Raw genomic sequence first — 22,716 nt, forward strand, 5'->3', positions numbered from 1 at the left:
CATTTCCAAAAAACGGCATAATATTTTCCGTGAACACAATACAGGATACTCCCAACTATAAAACCGAACATACATTCCATGTTGACATAGAGGGTCTTGCCCTTGGCTAACGGTAGGCGCTCGCCAGCCCCGTTCGGGACTTTTTCACCCTAAAGATGACGCTCATGCTGGGCGTACATTGAAGAAGCAGCCTCCCTGGAATCCGATGGAGGCTGCTTGTTGTTTTATGCTTTGCTAGTTGTGTGAAAAACCCTTTTTTTACTTGACCTCGTTCAGCAGATCTTCCAGACGGTTCCACGTTTCGGTAATACCTTGCAACATGCCCATGTCCATGACGGTCTTGAGGGCATCCGGGGATACATATTCGGAACTGTTCACCAGCTTTGTCTTGCCGCCCAAATCAATGAACTCAATCGTAACCTCAGTCGACGGCATTGTCTCGTTTGTATTTCCATCGGCATCCGCGAAGTAATCGGTGTAAATGAGCTTTTCCGGCTCGATAATCTCTTTAAAAACCGCCTTGCCCCAAGATTCCATACCGTAAAATTGACCTTGGTTTTGATCGATACACTTCATGCAGTAGTGCCAAACGCCACCCGGACGGAAATCAATGTTGCAAACCGGAAGTTCCCAGCCCTTCGGTCCAAACCAACGCTTGAGATGCTCAGGCTCTTTAAACATCTTAAACACGAGATCGCGTGGTGCGTCGAAAACGCGCTCCAACACCAGCACCCTTTCGTTCTCAACTCTCGAAACTATTGTGTTTGACATTGTAATTCCTCCATTTTAATGATCATTTTATTTTTCCTTGTTTTGCAGTTCCCGCAAGTAGTCTTCCAGATTGTTGAATCTGTCTTCCATGACTCTTGTGAAGGACCTCGCCCAAGAATCAAGCGCCTGGAAGGGCTCGAGCCGGAGCTTATAGATACGGCGGTTGGCTTCCGCCTTCACTTCCAAAATCCCATAGTCACTAAGCATCTTCAAATGCTTAGAGGCTTGTGGCTGGCGAAGCCCCAACTGGTTGGCAATTTCCCCCACAGTCAGAGGACCTTCACGCAAGAGTTCAACGATGCGCATACGATTAGGTTCGGCTAAAGCGATCAGGGTCGTCATCTCCATGACCGGGTTATTGCCTGACATGTTACTCACCTCATGTAATTAGTCTAAATAACTTCACCCTCCCCTTTTTACTAAGTCCATCAAGCCACTCAAACTAAGGCATCTGCCTTAGTTCTTCGGTCATTTGTTCAATCAATTCTGATTATAATGTGTGAGTGTGTTGAACTGATATACCATTTTTCTTTGATCTCCTTGTTAATCGCCATGCGTGACACACGGTTAAAGGCTAAGCGATTGTATCGCTTAGCCTTTAACCGAAATGTTTACTCCTGAGAGAAAGCCCCCATGTCCATATAGGCAATTTCCCACAGATGCCCGTCTAGGTCCTCGAAGCTTCTCACGTACATGAAGCCATGGTCCGCCGGTTCTTTGGACTGCTTGCCTCCCGCAGTCAGCGCCTTGTCCGCCAGTTCGTCCGCTTGCGCTCTGCTGTTCGCGGAAAGCGCGATAATCCCAGTAGCGGCGCTGGTCGCATCAGCTATCGGCTTATTGATGAATGTCTGGAAGTACGACTCCGTTAGCATCTGTACACACGTGTTGTCATTGATTACTAGGCATGCCGAATTTTCATCGGAGAACTGGGGGTTGAATTCAAAGCCGATACTGCTGAAAAATTCCTTTGTCCGGTTCAAGTCCTTCACTGGCAGGTTTACGAACGTGTGGGTTGATTTGTAAGCCATTTTGGTCACCTCATCTTATTTTATAAAAATCCGCTCAGAGTCTTTTTCCAAGCGGTAAATCCCTATGCTAAATTACTTAGAAGCCGAAATATCTGCGCCGGTCATCATACGAATGCTCTTGAGCGCATCACGCTTCAAGTATAAGAGGAAGACCACAACGATCAAGATCGCGAATGGGAGCATGGCATCCCCCATAAGACCTGCGGCAAGATTCGTCACGGTCGCACCGATCAAGATGACGATCATGACGGAGATCGATGCTACTGCCGCCTTACGGCTGCGGTAGCCGGCGATAAGAACCAGCCCTGCCAGCGCTTCGAAAACACCGACGGTGTAGAGCAAAGCGACCGGCGTACCCAGCTTGTCGGTGAATAACTCCCTGATTTGATCGGCACTTGAGAAGATCTTCGAGGCTCCGGCAAACAGAAAGTCTAACGCCACTAATGCCTGCAGAATGCGCACTGTCCATTTCATTAGATAGCACTCCTTAATTAACATTTTGTCTTCTTGTTTTTAATATACCCCGAACGGAATATTCGTGTCAAGGAATATATTAACTTCCTTGACCGCATTATCTGCTTGCATCCGTCCAATTAGATGATCAACTAGCGAATTGCAACTACAAGTCCGGTTAATGTGGGAATTGGTGCCTTAATTTCTGCATTTACGCGACCGTTGGCAAAGAATTATACCGCCGGGATTGTACAAAACAAGCCGAATTTCCTTGGCGTACGGAATTTCCAGCTTGTTTGAATAAAAATTTCGCTTAGCGTACGTTTTTCGTGTTTTGTTGGCGGTACCCCTATCTTTGTTATCTTTTTCCAATATGTTAACCACTATTTTGTCATGAATTGTAAGAATGAGCTTTTTGTTTGATTTGATGGAATAAAAAACTAAATTCCAATTTCTTCTTTTACCTTATGAACCAGATTTGTCTCCATCACTATCATCAACGCTTGAAATATAAAACAATGCTGCATCTTCACTCCAAGAATGCGCTTCTTGTAAACTAAGTTTGAATGCCTCAATTAATGTTATCTCTTGAATTGCCAATTGATTGTTAACAGTTTCTTTACTTTTAACATTACCTACAAAAAGTCATGAACCGGATCCGTCGGGAATGTGATCAAGTTCTTGTCATAGTTTTGAAAAGAACTTAATCACATAAAATAAAAAAACCGCGACTTACGCGGCTACCGAACCATTTATGGATAATTCCCCTTAAATAACTAGACCACTGCTTGATTCTACTCTCAAATATATTCCGTCAGAAAAAGTAAAGCCTCTTCTTTCTGTGGAATGTTGCATTTCAACAATGTCGGCAAAGTCACATACGCAGGTGTTTTCTCGTTGTGTAAGCTCATACATGATCTGAAGCCTTTTCTGATCAGCTAATGCTTTGAATTTAGCTTCATATTTGGAGAAATCAACTGCCGCTGACCGTTGATCAATGTCCGGAAGCTCTTTAATTATCTTCTTCCCTCCAATGCCAGCCATTATGCATCAATTTATTGGTTTCAAACCCCAGCCCTGTATTTCCCCTGTAATGATGATTGTTTTCGTGGCTTTTTTCATAAATGCACCCCTATTATTTAATCATTTTGCATTGCCGCATGGTTCAGCATAAGGACGAGCTGGTGTACATAAGGTCTCAAATCGCTAACGGCATCCAGGAAGGTGATGTACACCCGCAAGAGGGTGCCATTCGGCTTAGGTTGTCCAAGCTCGCGCTGTAGCAGATCGATTACTTCGAGCAGCTCCTCCCGACTGCGCATCGGCTGGGGCAGCTCCTCGATCTTGAGGACAACAAATTTCAGAAACTCCTCAAGGTTGGCCTTGCGGGTGTCCTCGTCCAACGGGTTGATGTCGTTGAAATAAGCGCTCGAAGCCTTGAGTACTGGCTCCGTTCTTCTTGCGATCAAATCGCCGACGATTACATCCATCCTATCCGCGAGGAATTCGGCCAAATCATTCATGGGGACGGCGATCACGGCTTTAACCGAATGAGATAAATATTCTTTCAACATGCCGCGAAAGATAGCCACGGTATCTCCGAGATAGGGGGCAATGGGCTCGCCATACGCTTCATAGAAGCAGTCGTAGTGCATGGTAAGCAGAGTGGCTCGTTTTTTACGCCATTCATTCAGAAAATTCTCGTTGCTTATGATTGGCAAATCCTTGAATTCACTGGTGAAAAAGTAGTTTTCGAGCATAAATTGCAGCTGAAATGCGATCTTGCGGCGCAAACTTTCCTTAGGAGGATGCCCCTCTAACCTTAGCGTGCGGTCAAGTGCTTGAGCTTCATCGAATAGTGTCCGGTGTACCTCAACGAAGATCCCGGTAAACAAATCCTCCTTCGAGGGAAAAACTTTGTAGATGCTCGCTTTGGCCATGCCGCAAGCTTCTGCGATGTCCTGCATGGAGGCTGCGAAATATCCTTTTCCCTTGAAAATGCGCATTGCCGTTTCGACGATTTGTCGTCTTTTAAATTGTTCCATCTTTACCACCTCTACACATTCTGACATGTCCTAACCTAATGGTCAATAAAGGAATTGACACAAAAAACTATAAAGTCATATAATGAACTCGTAAGTTTTTTTGTTATAAAATATAAGGGAGGTGAGCCAGAGCACTAAGCTTTGGCACAACATGAAAATTAATGAACATATTGAGATGCTGGAGGTTACCCTTCAGATGGGCGCGAACCAAATGGTTATCAACCCGGTGGTCATCCGCGACGAGCACGCTTACGTATTGGTAGATACAGGAATGCCTGGTAGTTACGGACCTATTACGGAGCTTTTGACCCAAGCAGGCATCGATCCAACGGCACCTCATTCCATTATTCTAACCCATCAGGATATCGATCATGTGGGCGGCCTGCCGGAGTTCAAAGGCAAAAGCCTGGACGTATATGCGCATGCGGATGACCAGCCTTATATCGACGGATTGAAGCCGATGATCAAGTTAAGCGAGGAGTTTAAGAAAGGGTTGATTGCGTCTCTGCCGCAGGGCCTAGCTTCCGCTTTTGAGACCGCCTTTTCGGGAAAAGTAAAAAATGTGACCCGCCTGGTATCGGACGGGGAGAAGCTGCCTTTCGGCGGCGGACTTATAGTCATTCATACGCCCGGACATACGCCGGGTCATATCTCCTTGTACCATGAGCCCAGCAAAACCCTCATTGCCGGAGATGCGATGGTCTATGAGAACGGGAAGCTCCAAGGTCCCAATCCGGCAGTTACGCCTGATATGAAGACGGCCCTTGAGTCGCTTCTCAAATTCAAGGCTTATCCGGTCGACAATGTGATTTGCTATCACGGAGGCTTATTTCAAGGCGATGTCAAAACAGCGATTGACGAGTTAACGGAGAGCCTGTAATGGACGGCGACGGGCATTCACACCAAAGTTTATCCTGGAAAGAGAGCAAGTGGATCCGGTTTTTAACGGCTTGCGCCATTGCAGTTTTGGGGGGCTTCTTCTTTCAGTTGATCCACATGCCGATTCCTTGGCTATTGGGGTCGATGGTTTTCGTCTTGATCGGCTCCAAAGTATTTAGGGGCATTATGCTCTACTGGCCCGCACAGATCCGCAATACCGGGATGATCATCATCGGTTACACGTTGGGGCTATCGTTCACCGCGTCGACCCTGGTGCAAATCGGGCATCAGTTGCCGACGATGGTTCTGTTTACGGCGCTTTTGCTCGTGTGCGCCGGAGGCATTGCATTCATCATCTCGTTGCTATCCGGCATTCCTTTTCCGACCGTGCTTATGGGAAGCATTCCCGGAGGGCTCAGCCAGATGGTCTCGGTGGCTGAGGAAGTGAAGGGCATCGATCTGACGATTGTTACCTTTTTGCAGGTATCCCGGCTGATCATGATCATGTTCTGCGTACCGCTGCTCATCTTCAGCCCGCTGTTTCACGTTACAATCAGCCAAGGCGCCGCAGTCGCTGCTGCAGCCAGATCTGGGGGGTATGCAGCGTTGTTCCAGCATATCTGGCTATTCGCAGTCGTATGCGTACTGTTAGCGCTCATCGGCCAAAAAATCAAGTTCCCGACGGCATTTCTGCTTGGGCCAATGATCGGCACAATGCTGCTTAATTTGTCAGGTTATGAAGGTCATTCGTTGCCGACGTTCGTGCTCAACCTGTCGCAGTTAATGATGGGGAGCTACATTGGGTTGCTGCTGAAGCCAGAAAACTTGAAGAACAAGCTCAAAATCATATTGCTCGCACTCTTGAACGGGGTGGCACTGATCGGGTGCTCGATCTTGTTGAGCCTGCTGTTGACTCGGCTGCATGACATCACTATAGTCACGTCATTTCTTAGTCTTTCGCCGGGCGGCATGGATCAGATGGCGTTCATTGCCAAGGAAGTGAACGGAGATTTATCGGTGATTACCTGTTATCAGTTGTTCCGAACGTTGTTTATCTTTTTTGCGGTGCCGCCTCTTCTGAGGTTGGTCTTCCGGTTGGTGCTGAAGGAAAATAGATCGGCCCAGTAGTTGCATGCAAGAAACCTTATTTTTAACCAAAGCAGGAATAAGATGAGAACGGCCAGAGCTGGGCGATTGCGGTTGCCGCCCCTGTTTTTAACTATCAGCCCGATTCACCGAGCTGCGCCGGTCATCTTGGTCGATATGGGACGTCTAATCTTAAACGGTTTAATGTACTTTCCCTCATAAGGAAATGACCAACCTTTAAAGAATGGTTCAAGTAATAATTTGTTTATTTCATCGAATTTTTATTCACAAGTAATCATGATTATCATCAGAATCTCCTTATTATTTTCATGTTTTTCGACTGATTTTACTAAAGTTCTTGTATTCACGAACCCGAAAGGCTTAAAGGAGCGTAGCGACTGGGTGGCTCCGCCACTTAGCCAGGTAGCGTTGTCTGCCTGATTACATTTCCTCGAATTATATCTTCGGGCAGATCAAGGGGCGACAGTCCCGCAGCGAGAATACGGTGTTATACGACGGAACTTTGAGCTCTGATGAGTCTACCAATCTCCATGGCTAATTGCTGCGTGCAGGGATAGACAGGCAACCCTTCTACCAGTTAGAGGAGGCGTTCTCCGAGCAGAATGTTAACGATTTTCGTGAAGATGTATGAGGAAGGAAATCCAAAACAATCGATCTTGGGGTCAACTGCTGTTTATCACTAAATTAACGGAAGCTTTGATCTTGCTGGATCGTTGCTGCTTCAATTCTAAAGACAAAGAAACCCATATTACGCCTGTCCCAAAAAAGGGCATAATGTGGGAGATCATTTTATATGTATACCAAAATTTTTGCGAAGACATTAAGCTTGAAACGATAGCAGAACGCTTCCATTTAAGCGTTCCGCATATTAGTTCTTCGTTTAAACATTTTATCGGAGACAATTTCCATAGCTTTTTAGAGAAAATAAGAATATCACACGCTTGCAGTCTGTTGATTTCCAGCAATGAAACCGTAACTTCCATATGCTTTGAAGTAGGATTTACTTCCTTTTCAACCTTTTCTCGCGTATTTCAAGCACGATTCCTTATGTCTCCTACTTCTTATAGGAAGCTCAATCAAGGCTAAAGCATGATAGATTAAGTCATGAGACCATGGACTACTATGAAAATAGTAAACAACATAACAATAATAAAGCTAGGCAATAAAACACATTGAAGAGCCTTAGCAGCAGAAAATTGATGGGCTTCTCCGAGACTTTTTAGATTGATAGCTATACTCCAAATTGCAATTATAAATTCTAGTAAAACAAAGATAAGTATCAAGCTATTACTATGATTAATGAATGGAGTTATAGGGAAGACAGAGTCTACATCTCCTATTAATACAAGATGAATAACTCTCAATATGAAGAAATAGATCTGGGGAACATTCCCCCAAATTAAAGCCAATCTTACTTCACGAAAGCTACCTTTTCCTCCAACCATCCTCCCTGTCCATGTGAATGCTGCACCAATTATATACATAAATAAGATACCACCGATTGCACCTAAAACCAGTCCGATTAAAAAAATATTGAAAATACTCATTTGATTCCATTTATGATCTAGTAACAATAATGTCTGAGTAATTCCGACTAAAACTGCTAATATCACGGATAATCGATCTATTCTCTCATTGATTATGTTCCTTATAGTTTGCCGCGGTTTAACCCAGATTGCGAATGCATAATTCTCCCCTAATCTCCCCATTATGCTGCTCCTCATCATTTCTGATACCTTCCTATACTTATTACACAATTCAACCACGAATACCTTTTTTATACAAAAATATCACTACTACATAGGCAACCCTTGAGTGGATTTGAATGAAAGATTGCTCTTAATCGATCGCTGCTGTATTTACCCAAAATCGAAGAAACCCACACATTGCCTGTCATAAATTGGCATTGTGTAGGTTAGATAAGTAGAACATTCAACCTTACTAACATGGGGAGATAAAAGGACGAACAGGGTAACCGCCCTTTTATCCATGACAGGTTGCATTTAATGCCGTCCATTATGACAGAGGATCTTACTTGACCTATTCAGCCATTACAATATTTCGATATACCCTTCTGTTCCATTCACGCGAATTCGTTGCCCGTCTTTTATCAGCTTGGTAGCATTTTCCACTCCAACAACTGCTGGCAAGCCATATTCACGAGCGATAACGGCTCCATGGGTCATCAGTCCGCCAACTTCGGTGACCAGGCCTTTAATGGATACAAACAATGATGTCCAGCCAGGGTCAGTAAAGGCGGTGACTAATATATCTCCATCTTCCAGATCAGCATCTTCCATATTTAAGATGACACGTGCTCGTCCCTCTATAACTCCGGTAGAAACAGGTAGACCTACAATCGCTTTGTCTGGCAGATTTTCTCGTTTGTACTCACCCGCAATGATTTCACCATCAGACGTGATTACACGTGGGGGAGTTAGTTTTTCAAAAAATTTGTAATCGTCTTTTCGTTTACTGATGATCTGATAATCCAGTTTATTTGTGCGTACGACTTCGTGAAGTTCTTCAAAAGTGAGATAGTATATATCTTCTTTTTCATGAATAACGCTAGCTTGTACGAGTTGTTCGGCTTCTTTCAGTAAAGCCTGCTTATAAACGAAGTAGCGATTAATCATGCCGTATTTTGGATATTCACGATAACCGATGAAATTCCGGATTAAGCTGATCACTCGTTTTGTCTCTTCAGCTTTTTGTTCACCATCCGGTAATTGCTTCAATCGATCTAATAACTCTTGTTCTTTTTCTAAAGCTTCCTGTCGCCCTTGCTCAAATTTCCGATTGCCAGCATTAGGCTCAAAGTTTTTGATATTACTGAGAATCATGGGGACAAGTGTAATTGGTTTTTCACTCCAACGAGTTCTCGAAATATCGATTTCACCGGCACATCGCATTCCGTATTTGTTGAGATAAGCATAGATAGCGTCTTGAGTTTCCTGTCCACCATCAAACTTAACCAGTTCATCCAAAAAATTATCATCTTTTACATGTTGTAAATAATCAATTACTTCCGGATAAGGACGAATCACATCTGCGACATCCAATAGCGCCAGACCCATTTCCGAAGTAATGTTGTTTGGTACAGATTGAGAAAGCGTATCTGCTGCGTTTTTTTCACCTAACCACTCGTACATTTTTTCATTGATCCATGACGAAGCATTCATAGCAGTCATAAAAACCTTTGAACTTTGTGGGTCAAATAAGATCTTCTTTAATTCCTTGAGATCTTCTAGAATAAAATCAAATAAATCTGCTCCTGATTTCGTTTGGATGTTTTGTTTTAATTCTTCTATCGATGTTTGACTGTTCTTAATCAAATCAGAAACGATTGCCGGATCGTTTTCGATTTGTGCTTGAAAACCTGCAGACGACCTACCTTTACTGCTATTAACGGGACTCAGTTCTTTTCTATCATCTGGTAACGATTTTATAAAATCTCGCTCTATTATGGTCATGAGTGCGCCTTTTATGAGCGGATCGGATCCCACGGTATTTAATAAAGTTTCCCGACCGACAGGTGTAGCCAGCCTAGGTGCAACATCAACAAACAACCTCCCACCGGCTTTACGCATAGGTGCAGGAGTAATTAACAGGTAAAAAGACAATCCCAATGGTTTTATGGGATCTGTCATCATTTGTTGATGACCAACAGATAGATAGACGTGATTTTCTTGATCATTGGCTTCAGGGATGGGGTATAAAGTCGTGATTGGCCGACTCTGGACAATATAAAATGTATCATGGCCCAAACACCATTCGATATCTTGCGGGCAACCAAAATAAGCTTCTATCTGTCTTCCGATGTGTGCCAGCTGTAAAATTTGCTCTTCAGTAAGTGTTTGAGTCTTTTGCTGATCAGGGTCGATCTGCTTTGTCTCTGTTCCGCCTTCTTTTCGTCCATAGATAGCCAATTTTTTGGTTGCGATCCTCTTCTCGACGATTTCCTCTTCCCGCACTTTATAACAATCGGCAGATACCAAGCCGGAGACCAGAGCTTCTCCAAGTCCAAAACTGGCATCGATGGATAGCAATTTTCGGTTAGAAGTAATGGGATCAGCGGTAAATAAAATCCCTGAAGCCTGCGGGAAAACCATCTTTTGAACGATAACGGATAAATAAACTTGCCTGTGATCGAATCCATTCTGCATACGGTAGATTACCGCGCGCTCCGTGAACAGGGAAGCCCAACATTTGCTGATATGCTGCAAGATCGCATCTTTGCCGATGATATTTAAATAGGTATCTTGTTGGCCGGCAAAAGAAGCATGCGGCAAATCTTCAGCAGTCGCGCTAGAACGCACTGCATAAGCATGTTCCTCGCCAAATAGGGAGAGATAGTGAGCAACTGCTTTCACAACATCGGAAGGGATTTCTACTTCCTTAATGATTTGTCGAATCTTCCTGCTGATTTCACCAATTTGGTCTCGATCCTCTACTTTTAGCATGGTTAGTCGATCCAACAAAACATGATACGTTTCGTTTTGTTCGATGGCTTTTTGGTACCCCACTGTTGTAACACATAATCCTTCCGGTACTTGTATCCCTTGAATTTTTGATAATTCCCCTAAATTCAACCCTTTTCCGCCAACGAGCCAAAGCTGCGTTTTTTCCATTTCCTGAAAATCGAGAACCAAAGTACTCATTCAACATCTCTCCTCACCAATAAATTGAGAAAACATTTGACAAGAGCTTACCGGCATGGTACATTTAAAGTGTAAGATACAACAATTATGCTCATGTAAATTAAAAAGTCGTAATCCGATTATATCATCGTGTCTGTTTATATGCAATATGTAAGAACCTGATACAACTATCAGGTTCTTTTTTGTTTCCCTGCTATCATGATCACTCCACTAATTATTGAGTTCCATGTTTTCTCCACTCATCTAATGTTATGTTGTCACCCGTTATTACATCATCAACAAGAATCTCTTTCAAATTCTCACTTAGATAAAAGGTATGCCACCTAACTATATGATCACTAAGAATCTCACCTATTAATAAATCGTAATACTTTCTCGTTCTTTCAGCGATATTTATTAAACCATCATTTATAAATATTACCTTGGAGTTATTAGTCTCTATCATCTGTTTGTATTTTTGTATACTTCATTCCTTTACTCAAAGTATTCATTTCCAAAATTCATACCATTTCTTATTTTTCTTAATAGCGATTCTAACCACATGATCTCGATAACTTCTCCATTCCTCCAATCCACGTTCTGGATTGCTTGAAAAATCTATAATAGTCTCGTCCATAGCTGTCCACCCAGTCTTGTCGTGAATCTCTTTGAGCGCCCTTATCGACTCATTGTTTCCCCTTACATGTAGTGTAACAGCAGTAACATTTACTTCCTCGGGGATATTAAATTCAATGGAATATCCCTCTCTGTCTAGACCTCCCCATGAGGGATCAGTGAAATCAACATCAGGGAATATTTCATTAAGGATAACAACGATTTCTTTTCTATCGCCAATCACTTGGATGATATCTTCGTTTATCTCTTCGACTTTTGTTACTTTATAAGGAAGCTTCATAAACATTACGTCCCAGCTCATTAAATCACCTATGTTTTCAAGAGTAGTTTTTTCTTTTCGACAATAAGTTTTAATCTCCTGTGACTTTATCAAAACTTAATGTAAAAAAGACACCAGTGTGGTGTCTTTAAGTAACTAAATATCCTTATCATTACTCTTCTATCCTTCTAGGTGAAACAAAATACATAATCCATACTCTTCATCAATCCCACATCTTTACCAATGGATCCTGGTCAATCCCAGATCGTTTCATTGCCGCAATAAAATAACCAACCTCCATTTGACCACTCATTACATCATCAACAAGAGGTCCTCATCATCCCTCACCAACGCCTCATGATAAAGACGATTTTAACTCACATTGATTTCTTATGTGAACAGATCGAGATGCTAGATCAGGAAGTGCTATAAGGGTAACCCCTTTCCATGACGACATCGAGCGTCTAGATTCTATTCCTGGTATAGCCACTCGAATTGCGGAACAAATCTTAGCTGAAATCTGCCTTAGTTGAAGCAGCCCATTCTATTGCAGTGTCAAAAAACTATCTCGGCGCCATGTATAAACGTACAGCAGCACGGAAAGGTAAAAAACGAGCAGCCATCATTGTGGCTCATGCTATGTTGCGAATTGCCTTCTATCTTTTAACTCGTAAGGAAATGTACGTAGACTTATGTGAAGACTATTTTGACAAACAAAAGCAACAATCTATTGTAAAGTACGCAGTTCGACGACTAGAAAACTTGGGTTATTCTGTGACCATTTCAGCAGTCTCCTAATTCTTTAAAGAAACCAGTACCTCTTTATTTCAGGCGCTCCACCCTTTTTAAAAAATGAATGAGCTGCGTCTTCTTTACTATTGTCTTTTTCAGTGACTACAGTTTTATTTTTCATGGGAGCTCGATCAATAATACAAGCATACTTGCATGAAACACTCTGTTTCATCCCTTAAATGGGGTGGACTGTAATAGTGAAATGAACGTAAAGTTTGGGATTCATCTAATATTTTTACTTATAGGTGAGATCCACCGCTTGCGTCGAGCAATTGACCGGTTACCCAACGGCTGTCCGACGAAGCGAGAAAGGCAACAATATCCGCTATATCCTCGGGTTCTCCCCATCTGTTGAAGGTTGAAAGACCGGCAGCATATTTTTGTCCATGGGGATCTTGCAACGTCCCGGCATTCATCTCTGTGTTAATAATGCCGGGCTGGATGGCGTTTACCGTAATATTGCGGCTACCCAGTTGTTTAGCCAGAAGATTCGTAAATGTGTCGATGGCCCCTTTCGACATGCTGTAGGTGAACACACTTGGAGAGGCTACGCGCGTCACAAAGGATGAAATATTAATAATGCGCCCCCCGTCTTTTAGACGTGGCAAAGCTTGTTGGGTAACAAAAAGCGGTGCTTTGACGTTAACCTTCATCACCTCGTCAAAAGATTCCTCAGTTGTCTCTTCTAGGCTAATTATTTGACCGATTCCAGCATTGTTAACAAGAATATCGAATCCACTGCCGCCTGTACGTTCCCGAATGTCATCATCCAGTACCGCAAATAAATCATGAATGCCATCGAGAGTGCTCAAGTCAGCACCAATCGCGCACGCGTTACCTCCGCTTTGCTCGATCTGGTGAACGACTGACTCCGCTTCATTTCGTCTTTTTCCATAGTGCACGACGACAAATGCGCCCTCTTTTGCCAGACGCAATGCGATGCTGCGGCCAATTCCTCGGCTCGCTCCGGTTATTAAAGCGATTTTACCTTCCAACTTACTCATGCTTTCATCTCCTTATCCGAATTCAAATATAGTTATATCACAGGACAACATTTGAAATGTTGCTCTCTCATTCAGTTACAAGGGGATGGCTATTGGTAGGCTTTTCCATGGTTAATCTTAAATCATCCTGCCCGTTCAATTGAAGCATCCAAATCACTACTCGAATAATTTTCTTGATATTGGAAAATCTAATTTCGATGAAAGGAGGTACATGCATGGTTGAGTACACTAACATTCAAGACAACTCCGAAGAAATAATGAAGTGTATTGTTAACTGCGATACCGAGCAAGATCAGAATCAAAAAGATAAAAATATGTTGAACAGCATTCCGAGCGAAGAAGAATATATTGATGAACCGTAATTCGCTAAGCTTCAAAGATGGCGGTTATTCTATTGTGTCGAAGGATACGCACTGGGCCACTTTCCTGTTATATCCGATCGGTCAAAATAACTTCTGAAATTAATGAGACGGATTTATGCGAACATTCCAAGCAGCCAGGAACATAAAAACAATGTTCCTGGCTTTCGTTACTTTATTCAATTATTGTTCTCCATTAGAGTTGAAAGGAGCAGGTTAACGGTCTATTTTGACTTCATCGCATTTTCAAGAATTTTCACAATCTCCTCAAGGTTTAGTTTTATCAGTATCATTCATTTGTTTCTTTAGCAGATTCTTAGCTGTATCCAGAGCTGTACCTTCTCTGGTTGTATGATGAACGTCCGCTCCGTAATCGACTAAGAGTTGGACAATCCTCGGGCCTTTATCGATGACTGCGGAGTCTAACGGCCTTAGAAAGTCGCCGAACCCTACTAAACTTTGATTTGGATCAGCACTGGATTTCAAGAGAAGCTTAAGCATTTCGACGTTGTTTGGTTTTATTGCAAAGCTAAGTGTCGTTAGACCGTCATTTTTATTTTTAAAATTTGGCCCTCCACCGTTATTTAACCAATACTTCACTTGCTCTAAATCGTTCCATTAATTGTTGCCTTCGTCGAATTCACTGTCATCCTAATCTGCAATCCATTCTTCGTTCCTGTTATCGTCTGAGTCGCCTCATCCCAGTCGATCTTAAAAACATAATCAATTTTCGAAAGTAACGAAATCTTTTCACTTAACAATTCCCCTGTATTATGTCTAGATCAGAAAATGCAAGCTCACCTAAAGTCCCCCTTGTTCTAAAAATTCATATATGTGCATTATATTTAAAAACATTGTGCCACTACCATTCTTAAGGGGAGTTGTTGTGATTCGATTAAACAACTATCCAATCACGGTCAACTCGTTGGACGCCGCACTGTCATATTCGCATGCCGGTATGGGAGGTTGAATGATGAACGAGAACAAAGGAACTCACCCTAACAAATGGTCCGGAGATACTTCGGCTGCTTTTCATTCGCAGACTGTGGGCGAACGAGGCCCTGTATTGGAACAGGACAACGTGCTGCATGAAAAGCTGGAGACTTTCATCCATTCGAAATTGTTAGAAAGGCCCGTGCATGCCAAAGGATATGGCGCATTCGGATACTTTCAGACCGTACATGCCATGACGGCTTACACGCAGCTTTGTTTCTTGCAAAATCCGGGTCAGCAGGTCCCTGTCGCAGTAAGATTCTCCTTAGCCGTCAGCAACAAAGGCACGCCGGATACTTCCCGTAACGTGCGCGGACTCGCCACCAAGTTCTATACGGATCATGGGGTGTTCGATCTTGTCTGTAACCATATCCCCGTGTTCGCCGTCAGAGACGCCATCCGCTTTCCCGAGTTTATCAATGCCTTCCTGCCGTCGCCCGTCAACAATCTCATCGATCCGGAACGATTTTGGAGCTTCGTCGCCCGAGCACCGGAATGCACAAGCTTTCTCGTCCGGCTCTACTCCGACGCGGGCACTGTCAAGAGTCTTCGCAACATCCCAGGCCACAGCGTAAATACATACGTCTGGAAAAACGCGCAAGGTGTCCGCACTTACGTGAAATATCATTGGATGCCTCTAGCGGGTGTGCAGTATATTGACCGTCAAGAATCAGCCCGGCTCGCTTGCGAGAATCCGGATTATGCCGGCAAGGACTTATTCGATGCGCTGAACGCGGGCAAAACGTTTGAATATGGGCTATACGTGCAGCTGATGAACCCCCAAGACGAGTCCTTTCTCCCTTATGATCCGTTGGATAGTACAAAGGTATGGGATGAGCGGCAATATCCCTTACTGCCAGTCGGGAGATTGGTATTAAATAGCAATCCAGATAATTATATAGAGCAAGTAGAAAAGTTGGCTTTCTCCCCTTCCAACCTGCTAGAAGGCACAGAGTTGTCGGACGATAAGATACTACAGGGGCGTGCAAATCTTTATTGGGATTCGCAGCGCCGGCGGCTTGGTCCGGATTTCCGCAAGATTCCGATTAATCATCAGCAGAACTGGACGCCTGATTCCCTTGTGACCAGCGGCAACGGGAGATTCGTGGAAGGACGCCTCGTGCGATCCGACCTGCCCAAGCAAGACGACTTCGCGCAAGCCGGTCAGTATTATCATGCTCTTGCCCCATTGCAGCAAGAACACTTGGTAGATAACCTGGCCGTCGATCTTGCCGGCATATCCCCCGAAACGCAAAACATCGTGCTCAGCTATCTGTACCAGGCGTCATCCGAGCTTGGGGAACGTGTCGCCCGAAAGATCCAATCTTCATAAGGAATCGCATTGAGCAAAAAATTGCCTTACTCGTGATAAGGTTCACCACGTTGTCAATAAAGGCAAGTTTTAAGGCCATCCTTTACGGATGGCCTTGGAGTTTTCATTTATAATAAGAGCGCCCCAGTTCTGTATTTTATACATATGTCTATTAATCTGTTATATAATACGCTTTTCTATGGTGGCTTTCACTGTCGGATGACAAGTCTGTTCTCTGTGTTTAGTCAACGGAGGCAACACTGAATAGCTTTTATTTAGGTTTTATCATCGTATCCCCATCGTTTGATAGTACATATGTTCTAACTTTAGACCTGTACATTCGGAAGTTCGTCAGTTCAGTCTGTTTGAAGACAGTTTTTTGCAAAGTTTGTTACGTAGCAACCTCATGTTGCATGACTCTACTGCTTTTAAAAAGCCTAACCGTTCCACTTGATACAATCATAGATCTGTTGCGTATTATTTAACGATTTATATATTTGATAGTTTATATCATTTGCTAATTTGGCATACGGTAGTTTTTCTACCGCCTTCTTCGATCGAATATTTTGTTTTCGGATCTTCAAAAATACTATTTCGATATTATGTTCAAGAAATAGTTCAGTAAAAAAGGATTCCTTAGCTCGTTTGTTATAACCTTTTCCAAAATAAGGAGTTCCAATCCATGTGGCCAAGAAGCCTGTTTTATTAACTATATCATATAGTTCAATGGTACCAATGGGATGTCCCATCTCGTTAAGAATTGTTCTAGAAATACATGTCTCCAGTTCTTCTTCAACGATCAACTGTTTGGTTATGAATAAATATTCTTCATAAAATTGGCATTTATAACGAATGTAAGGAAAAACTGCAGGATCCATCATTAAGTTATACAGTGAATGGCATTCGTGCAAATCACGTTTTTTTAACATTACATCTACCACCTAGTCCTTTTATTTCGCTATATCAAACTATTTAAGTATATAAAAGGACTTGGTGGATTTTATTAATTCTACATTTTCTTTTTGTAAAATTATCGTAGAAATTGTATTCCATATCACTCTGGTGAACTCAAAAAAGGTGCTGAATGGATCGCACTGCTTCTACGCCATGGACTTCTGAAAGCTAGTTTTATTCCAAACCGAATTCAACGAGAATTAAGTGAATTAGTTCGTTATCGCCGAAGCATCATTGAAGAGCGTGCAAGGCAACATAATCGAATAAAAAAAGTACTAGAAGGAGCAAACATCAAACTGGGCTCTGTTGTTTCAGATATTATGGGAGTTTTGTCTAAGGACATGTTACATGCCATCGCAGACGGTGAGGAAGATCACAATGAAATACCGCAGGCTGCCTCAGCTGCCTGCGGTATTTCATGTATCGTTTTCCGTTTAGCGTAACAAGTGGCACTATGACTTGGCACTAATCCTTGTTAAAATATTCAACCACCAACACAATCAAGCCATGAACAAACAATAGAATACTATCGCCGAGAAGAAAAGTTAAAGAGATAAAGCCGCTGCGCCGCTTTGCGCGATCACATGTCCAAAAATGACATCAACACCGGCTTGTTCGCATGCTTTTCCAATTTTTGAATACATTTAAGTATTCGATAAACAGGAGGACACAAGTCATGTCACAACACGGGCAATCGTTCATGAGAGGTACGCTGGTCTTGTCTGTCGCTGCTTTCATCAACCGTATTCTCGGTTTTATCAGCGGCATGTTTATCGCTCGCGTACTGGGCGCAGAGGGAATCGGCATCTTGATGATGGCGCATCCGCTCGTCCCGCTCGTCATTACGATTACGGAGCTTGGATTGCCGGTGGCAATTTCAAAGTTGGTCGCAGAGGCCCTCGCTCGCGGCGAACGGATGAAAGTGAGGCGCATCCTGCATGTCTCGCTCGCTGTCACGGGCGTCTTGAGCGTAGCGCTCACGACCATATCGTTACTTGGATCTGAGTGGATCGCATCCATTCTGCTAAGCGATCAACGCGCTTATTATGCGATGCTGGCGATTACGCCGATCGCGCCGATCGTCGCTGTCTCCGCCGTATTAAAGGGATATTTCCGCGGCATGCAGCAGATGAAGACCATTGCCGCTTCCGATGTGCTAGAGCATACGGTGCAAATCGCCTGTGTACTTGCGCTGGTCCACCTATTGCTGCCATACGGCGTCGCTTATGCGGCTGCTGGAGCAATGGCTGCCTCTGTTGTCAGCGAAGCGATCAGCCTCCTATTCCTGGTGACAAGCTACAAGCTATACGGTGAATCGAAGATGCCGGGCGAGACTTGGGCAAGCCACCTGAAACAAGGAAGAAGCACACTCGGCGAGCTGCTGCAAATCGGACTGCCGACGACCGGGCACGGAGTCATTCATTCGTTATACAGCACCTTCCAGCCGCTTCTTATTACAACCAGCCTAGCGCTGGCCGGCATCGGCACGGCGTTAGCCACGAAGCAATTCGGCCAGCTGGCCGGCTATGCGTTTCCGCTGCTGTTCATGCCAAGCTTTATCACGCAGTCCTTGTCAACCGCTCTCATTCCTGCGATTGGCGAGGCAGCGGCGAACAAGAACAGTCTGCTTATACATGAGCGGATGAATCAGGCTATGAACTTGGGACTCCTGATCGGCGCGCCGGCGACCGTTATCCTGTACGAGTGGGCAACTCCACTAACGACACTTGTCTATAATGCGCCTGAAGCAGGATTGCTTCTGAAAATACTGGCGCCGATGTTTTTCCTGCATTATTTCGACGCTCCGCTTCATGCGATTCTGCTCGGGCTCGGCCGCGCGAAAGCTACGCTGTGGAATTACGTAATAGCCACCGTATTCAAGGGTGTCTCGATCTTCGTATTCGGCAGCCAATTTGGTATTATTGGCGTTGCGTACGGCATCGGTATCGGCATTGTGGTGCAAACACTGCTGAACTTCTTTTCCATCTCAAGCTCGATCGGATTTTATTGGAGTATTCGTCCTTATGTCAAAGTTGGGATCTGCATGATGCTGATGGCGATATGCGGACACTGGACCTATAACTATGTTGCCAGCCATGGTATGCCGCAGTTATGGTGCGTAATCACTTCAATCGTCTGTTCCTTGTTTCTCTATTTCGCCGCACTCGTATTGACGGGTACATTGAATTGGAAAAGTACGCGCCACAGATTTTCGATTCCATGGTAAGTTTACTTGAAAAAGAAAAAGCAGCCATGATCGGCTGTTTTTCGCTGCTGGCTTATAGCGTAATGTTTTTTTCCATGTTAATTTATTGCTTTGCTCATTACCACTGAATAATTTTCTCTTCTGAATTGAACATAGTTGTCACAGAATGGTGTTTATCGGCAGCCGCGTATTAGTTATTAATTGAGCTATAGTTCCCCGAGGGAGCTGAATTAACTATGATAATTCCACCATCATGCTAACAGGCCCTGTTATCAAATTTTGTTACTCAAATGCTTTCTATTAAGAACATGTATTCATCTTCTGTTTCCAGAAGTATTTGTTTATACCCTGCCCAGTTATCATAAAACCATAGCTCTTCTGCTTGGAGGACTCCAGATCCTATACTAAAGGTATAATTCCTCTCATCAACAATTAATCGATTTACATAAATTCCCGGAATTGAATTTGGGTACGCTTGATCATATTGAATCAAGGGATTATTCTCTCGATATATTGAAACTTTATCTAACCTTCTTTGTACACTTTGATTAATATAATTTGATAATGACTCTGTTGTTCCTGTTCGATATGTATATTCATTTATATCTCTTAGAAAAAAATTCGTAATTACATCGTTCGCAAACTCATAACTTGGTTCATAATAATTATGCCATTCTTCAACATCAATAAGTGAATTAGCCCACAATGAAACAAAGGCTTCTAGCAAATTGCTGTATTGATTCTTATTAGTTCGATATATTTGCATGAAATTTTCATACTCATACATAGAGTAGAATATTGTTCCAGTAATAAGTTTTGTCTGAAAGTTCATAAAATAATTCTTTGCATCTTCAATAAACAAGCTAGGATCTTGAGAAAGAATTTCTTTTAACATCCTTCACACCTCTTGGTAAACAATATCACTCAAAAATACATCAATTTTGTAAATATCTGATATTGAAGATATTCGGCGAAGTAATGAACTATCCTGCACTATGGTATCATCAGGTTAAGAATAACTCTTAACGGCCTAACCACGGGCAGTATCAACCACGCTCTACTGCACGCTAGCACAACGCGGCTGCCGATCCATGCCGGCAACCGCGTGTTATATTCTGAGCTATCGTTCAGCGTTAGTTTAATACTTTAAAGTTCTCGATGATAACGTACTTCTTCTGATTCTTCTTTGAACCCAACAGTATGATACAAAGATAAAGCTGATTTGTTTGCCGTTTCCACCTGCAGTTCTACGAACGAACAACCATTATTTTTGAGATATATGATCGCTTGTGAGAGTAAATGCGTTGCAAGGCCTTGTTTCCGCCAAGGCTTTCTAACAAAGACATCTTCAATGATTCCATCTCCATCTTCATCAATCCAAGTCATAACACTTCCCACTAAGACGCCATTCTCTCTTACAACAAATGCAGTCCACGCAGTATGGTTCTGGTTATCCATAAACTGCTTGATTCCAATTGGGGCCTCAGGCCAAATTTCCATGTCGACTTTTAAGTATTCATCTACACTATCCTCCAAAGACATGTCCCATTGATTACAGAGATAAGGTAAATTAACAACTGAGAGTTCGATTGGCTGAGATAAGCTTCTACGCATCGTGTACAAACTCTTCCAGTACATGAACCCTTTTGCTTTGAAATAGTTGTTGTTAACCCCTTCCGTCACTTTGTTTCCTATGCCAACCATCGTTTTATACTCATTGGATAATGTTTGTTTTAACTCAAATGCCCTACTTAACAACGGCTCATATAGAAGGTCATAGAGGAGGTAGTCGTCTTCTCTTTCTGGTAGGGTTTTTAGATTTAAATAAATATAGTGCTTGTGTTCTAATGAACTGCCTTTTTGTATTGTAGAAACTATACTGACTTGCCCTTTTCCTATGATTTGTCTACCATCAATCGCTATGAACACATTCGACCAATTATCTTCTTCCCCAACCCACCAGAAAACAGAATTAGATTTAGTAGTAACGGCTTGATATAACTCCCCTGTCTTCTGTATATCATCCTTTGTAAAACTACGGACTACTACGCTCATGACACTAACCACCTTTCACCATCCCCATGTAATATTCTACCATTAAATCATTATTTGGGGTTGGTAATATTTGATTATAGAAGACTTGAACTATTCTGTCCCAAGTACTACGTAGGCGGTGGTACCACGTTAACCTGCCCGTTAACGTAATAAGGGCTGCCAGTAATTATCTCTGCAGTCATGTAGTATCTTTTATTTTTATATATAACTCTCGTTCGCCGTTAGCATAATGACCTCACCAGTCATCTATGGAACGGTTCTCCGCGTTGTCTGTAACGGCAAGTTTAAAGGCCATCCTTTACGGGTGGCCCTTTTTTTGATCTCGCTATCTCACCGCCTAAAAGTTTATTTTTGAGAATCAAAAATAAACATAGATGCATCATGTCCCATGAATATTTTACTTCCATTATAAAAAGTTTTGGATTGAATATTCCTGTACCCTATTTTAGTCATAATGTCAGTTAGCTTTACTTGATTAAATCCGTTATGAACTATATCTGAAACTACTTTTCATTATTATTAAAATCTACGATTAGTAAATGCCCGCCTTCATTTAGAACATCAAATAATCTTGATAAAACTGATTCAACATCATTAATATGGAGTAGAACCTGAGCCATGAAAATATAGTCAGCATGTAAATCCGATAGACCTTCCTTTTCAAAATCAAAGCATAATGTATCTACATTCTGAATATTAAGATCAGAAATTTTTTGCTTTATTTGATTAATCATGTTTTGTGAAGTATCTAGAAAAAGCATAGAATTAAAATCGTTTAATAAGTTCATTCCGACAAGACCAGTTCCACACCCAAAATCAATAGCATTCTTACTATTAGCGTCAACTAAATATTCACGAATGGCATCAGATGATACCTTTGCAATTTGAATTCTTTCAGAAGTGTCATATCTATTAGCTATCATTTCAAACTTATCCGTATTTCCCATTATTACCTCTCCAATCTGCCTTAATAAAATCCTGAATACAACAATATAGAATGAAATTCTATCGAAGCCTTAGCATTTAGTCCACATTCTTATTAGTGCTTATGGAAAAACAAAACCTCTGTATGAATGGAGGAGACAACCTTGTTTTTCTCTCATTAATCTATTGGCATCTTTTTTATCCTGCCCGTTTAGCTTTGAATCGAACAGCTAACTTGATAAATTTTTCACCCCAACCACTATCAATTGATATTGCTTGGAATGATCCAGTTGGACATC

At 42.5% G+C, this 22,716-nt stretch carries 25 protein-coding genes and 2 pseudogenes; 8 read left to right on the forward strand and 19 right to left on the reverse strand.

Annotated elements, in window-relative coordinates:
• Window positions 1-258: 258 nt before the first annotated feature.
• The 7 genes and pseudogenes from FU659_RS29120 to FU659_RS29145 all read right to left on the reverse strand — a co-directional run bounded on the left by FU659_RS29120 (window position 259) and on the right by FU659_RS29145 (window position 4,297).
• Window positions 259-771, reverse strand: a complete 513-nt coding sequence (locus FU659_RS29120) for an SRPBCC domain-containing protein (RefSeq protein ID WP_147950781.1) — start codon at window positions 769-771, stop codon at window positions 259-261.
• Window positions 772-798: 27 nt separating this feature from the next.
• Window positions 799-1,140, reverse strand: coding sequence for an ArsR/SmtB family transcription factor (locus FU659_RS29125; protein WP_147950782.1), 342 nt, complete (start codon window positions 1,138-1,140; stop codon window positions 799-801).
• Between the two features lie 242 nt (window positions 1,141-1,382).
• Entirely contained in the window at window positions 1,383-1,799 is a 417-nt protein-coding gene (locus tag FU659_RS29130; RefSeq protein ID WP_147950783.1) for a VOC family protein, read from the reverse strand.
• Between the two features lie 72 nt (window positions 1,800-1,871).
• Complete coding sequence (locus FU659_RS29135; protein ID WP_147950784.1) at window positions 1,872-2,273, reverse strand: DoxX family protein; 402 nt, start codon at window positions 2,271-2,273, stop codon at window positions 1,872-1,874.
• 444 nt (window positions 2,274-2,717) lie between these two features.
• Window positions 2,718-2,852, reverse strand: a complete 135-nt coding sequence (locus FU659_RS37795; RefSeq protein WP_261808124.1) for a hypothetical protein — start codon at window positions 2,850-2,852, stop codon at window positions 2,718-2,720.
• Between the two features lie 243 nt (window positions 2,853-3,095).
• Window positions 3,096-3,251: pseudogene (locus tag FU659_RS29140) on the reverse strand (ArsR family transcriptional regulator); the annotation flags it as partial.
• Between the two features lie 140 nt (window positions 3,252-3,391).
• Window positions 3,392-4,297 carry a TetR/AcrR family transcriptional regulator gene (locus tag FU659_RS29145; RefSeq protein ID WP_187274470.1) on the reverse strand — a complete coding sequence of 302 codons (906 nt, stop codon included), beginning with the start codon at window positions 4,295-4,297 and terminating at the stop codon, window positions 3,392-3,394.
• A gap of 151 nt (window positions 4,298-4,448) precedes the next feature.
• Here FU659_RS29145 and FU659_RS29150 point away from each other — a divergent pair, with 151 nt between their 5' ends.
• On the forward strand, window positions 4,449-5,177 hold the full coding sequence (locus tag FU659_RS29150) for an MBL fold metallo-hydrolase (RefSeq protein WP_147950787.1): 729 nt from the start codon (window positions 4,449-4,451) through the stop codon (window positions 5,175-5,177).
• A complete protein-coding gene (locus FU659_RS29155) occupies window positions 5,177-6,304 on the forward strand; it encodes an AbrB family transcriptional regulator (RefSeq protein ID WP_147950788.1) in 1,128 nt (375 codons plus the stop codon). Before FU659_RS29150 ends, FU659_RS29155 begins: the two co-directional genes overlap by 1 nt.
• Window positions 6,305-6,945: 641 nt before the next feature.
• Here FU659_RS29155 and FU659_RS37800 read toward each other — a convergent pair.
• Window positions 6,946-7,266 (reverse strand): hypothetical protein, encoded by a 321-nt coding sequence (locus tag FU659_RS37800; protein WP_261808125.1) that lies wholly within the window; start codon window positions 7,264-7,266, stop codon window positions 6,946-6,948.
• Between FU659_RS37800 and FU659_RS39050 the strand changes: the two genes are divergently transcribed.
• Complete coding sequence (locus tag FU659_RS39050) at window positions 7,175-7,369, forward strand: helix-turn-helix domain-containing protein (protein WP_397356810.1); 195 nt, start codon at window positions 7,175-7,177, stop codon at window positions 7,367-7,369. The genes FU659_RS37800 and FU659_RS39050 overlap by 92 nt on opposite strands.
• Window positions 7,370-7,380: 11 nt before the next feature.
• Here FU659_RS39050 and FU659_RS29165 read toward each other — a convergent pair whose 3' ends face one another.
• The 5 genes from FU659_RS29165 to FU659_RS29185 form a co-directional block, all read right to left on the reverse strand.
• Window positions 7,381-7,992, reverse strand: coding sequence for a Yip1 family protein (locus FU659_RS29165; protein ID WP_187274472.1), 612 nt, complete (start codon window positions 7,990-7,992; stop codon window positions 7,381-7,383).
• A gap of 342 nt (window positions 7,993-8,334) precedes the next feature.
• Window positions 8,335-10,944, reverse strand: coding sequence for a phosphoenolpyruvate synthase (ppsA, locus tag FU659_RS29170; protein ID WP_147950791.1), 2,610 nt, complete (start codon window positions 10,942-10,944; stop codon window positions 8,335-8,337).
• A 214-nt stretch (window positions 10,945-11,158) separates the two neighbouring features.
• Window positions 11,159-11,389, reverse strand: a complete 231-nt coding sequence (locus FU659_RS35930) for a hypothetical protein (protein WP_187274473.1) — start codon at window positions 11,387-11,389, stop codon at window positions 11,159-11,161.
• Between the two features lie 42 nt (window positions 11,390-11,431).
• On the reverse strand, window positions 11,432-11,932 hold the full coding sequence (locus FU659_RS29175) for a hypothetical protein (protein ID WP_187274474.1): 501 nt from the start codon (window positions 11,930-11,932) through the stop codon (window positions 11,432-11,434).
• Between the two features lie 917 nt (window positions 11,933-12,849).
• Window positions 12,850-13,614, reverse strand: coding sequence for an SDR family oxidoreductase (locus tag FU659_RS29185; RefSeq protein ID WP_147950793.1), 765 nt, complete (start codon window positions 13,612-13,614; stop codon window positions 12,850-12,852).
• Between the two features lie 215 nt (window positions 13,615-13,829).
• On the opposite strand from FU659_RS29185, the gene FU659_RS35940 reads away from it, so the two are divergent.
• Window positions 13,830-13,976 carry a hypothetical protein gene (locus FU659_RS35940; protein ID WP_187274476.1) on the forward strand — a complete coding sequence of 49 codons (147 nt, stop codon included), beginning with the start codon at window positions 13,830-13,832 and terminating at the stop codon, window positions 13,974-13,976.
• Window positions 13,977-14,240: 264 nt separating this feature from the next.
• On the opposite strand, the gene FU659_RS29190 is transcribed toward FU659_RS35940, so the two are convergent.
• Both FU659_RS29190 and FU659_RS29195 read right to left on the reverse strand, forming a co-directional pair.
• Complete coding sequence (locus FU659_RS29190; RefSeq protein ID WP_147950794.1) at window positions 14,241-14,573, reverse strand: ankyrin repeat domain-containing protein; 333 nt, start codon at window positions 14,571-14,573, stop codon at window positions 14,241-14,243.
• Window positions 14,574-14,578: 5 nt separating this feature from the next.
• Window positions 14,579-14,734, reverse strand: coding sequence for a stalk domain-containing protein (locus tag FU659_RS29195; RefSeq protein WP_147950795.1), 156 nt, complete (start codon window positions 14,732-14,734; stop codon window positions 14,579-14,581).
• A gap of 212 nt (window positions 14,735-14,946) precedes the next feature.
• On the opposite strand from FU659_RS29195, the gene FU659_RS29200 reads away from it, so the two are divergent.
• Window positions 14,947-16,299 (forward strand): catalase, encoded by a 1,353-nt coding sequence (locus FU659_RS29200; RefSeq protein ID WP_147950808.1) that lies wholly within the window; start codon window positions 14,947-14,949, stop codon window positions 16,297-16,299.
• Between the two features lie 416 nt (window positions 16,300-16,715).
• Here the strand turns inward: FU659_RS29200 and FU659_RS29205 are convergent, their stop codons facing one another.
• The gene (locus FU659_RS29205; RefSeq protein WP_261808126.1) at window positions 16,716-17,207 is read right to left on the reverse strand and encodes a GNAT family N-acetyltransferase; all 492 of its coding nucleotides are present in this window, start codon (window positions 17,205-17,207) and stop codon (window positions 16,716-16,718) included.
• A gap of 144 nt (window positions 17,208-17,351) precedes the next feature.
• Here FU659_RS29205 and FU659_RS29210 point away from each other — a divergent pair.
• The 3 genes and pseudogenes from FU659_RS29210 to spoVB form a co-directional block, all read left to right on the forward strand.
• Window positions 17,352-17,559: pseudogene (locus tag FU659_RS29210) on the forward strand (IS110 family transposase); the annotation flags it as partial.
• Complete coding sequence (locus tag FU659_RS39055) at window positions 17,553-17,675, forward strand: hypothetical protein (RefSeq protein ID WP_397356801.1); 123 nt, start codon at window positions 17,553-17,555, stop codon at window positions 17,673-17,675. The pseudogene FU659_RS29210 and the gene FU659_RS39055, both read left to right, overlap by 7 nt.
• Before the next feature lie 233 nt (window positions 17,676-17,908).
• Window positions 17,909-19,459 (forward strand): stage V sporulation protein B, encoded by a 1,551-nt coding sequence (gene spoVB / locus FU659_RS29215; RefSeq protein WP_147950796.1) that lies wholly within the window; start codon window positions 17,909-17,911, stop codon window positions 19,457-19,459.
• 265 nt (window positions 19,460-19,724) lie between these two features.
• Here spoVB and FU659_RS29220 read toward each other — a convergent pair whose 3' ends face one another.
• The 3 genes from FU659_RS29220 to FU659_RS29230 form a co-directional block, all read right to left on the reverse strand.
• Entirely contained in the window at window positions 19,725-20,333 is a 609-nt protein-coding gene (locus tag FU659_RS29220; protein WP_147950797.1) for a hypothetical protein, read from the reverse strand.
• 251 nt (window positions 20,334-20,584) lie between these two features.
• Window positions 20,585-21,493, reverse strand: coding sequence for a GNAT family N-acetyltransferase (locus FU659_RS29225; RefSeq protein ID WP_147950798.1), 909 nt, complete (start codon window positions 21,491-21,493; stop codon window positions 20,585-20,587).
• Window positions 21,494-21,996: 503 nt separating this feature from the next.
• A complete protein-coding gene (locus tag FU659_RS29230) occupies window positions 21,997-22,440 on the reverse strand; it encodes a class I SAM-dependent methyltransferase (RefSeq protein WP_261808127.1) in 444 nt (147 codons plus the stop codon).
• Between the last annotated feature and the right edge of the window lie 276 nt (window positions 22,441-22,716).

This window comes from Paenibacillus sp. N3.4, from assembly GCF_008017805.1.
GTDB lineage: Bacteria > Bacillota > Bacilli > Paenibacillales > NBRC-103111 > Paenibacillus_E.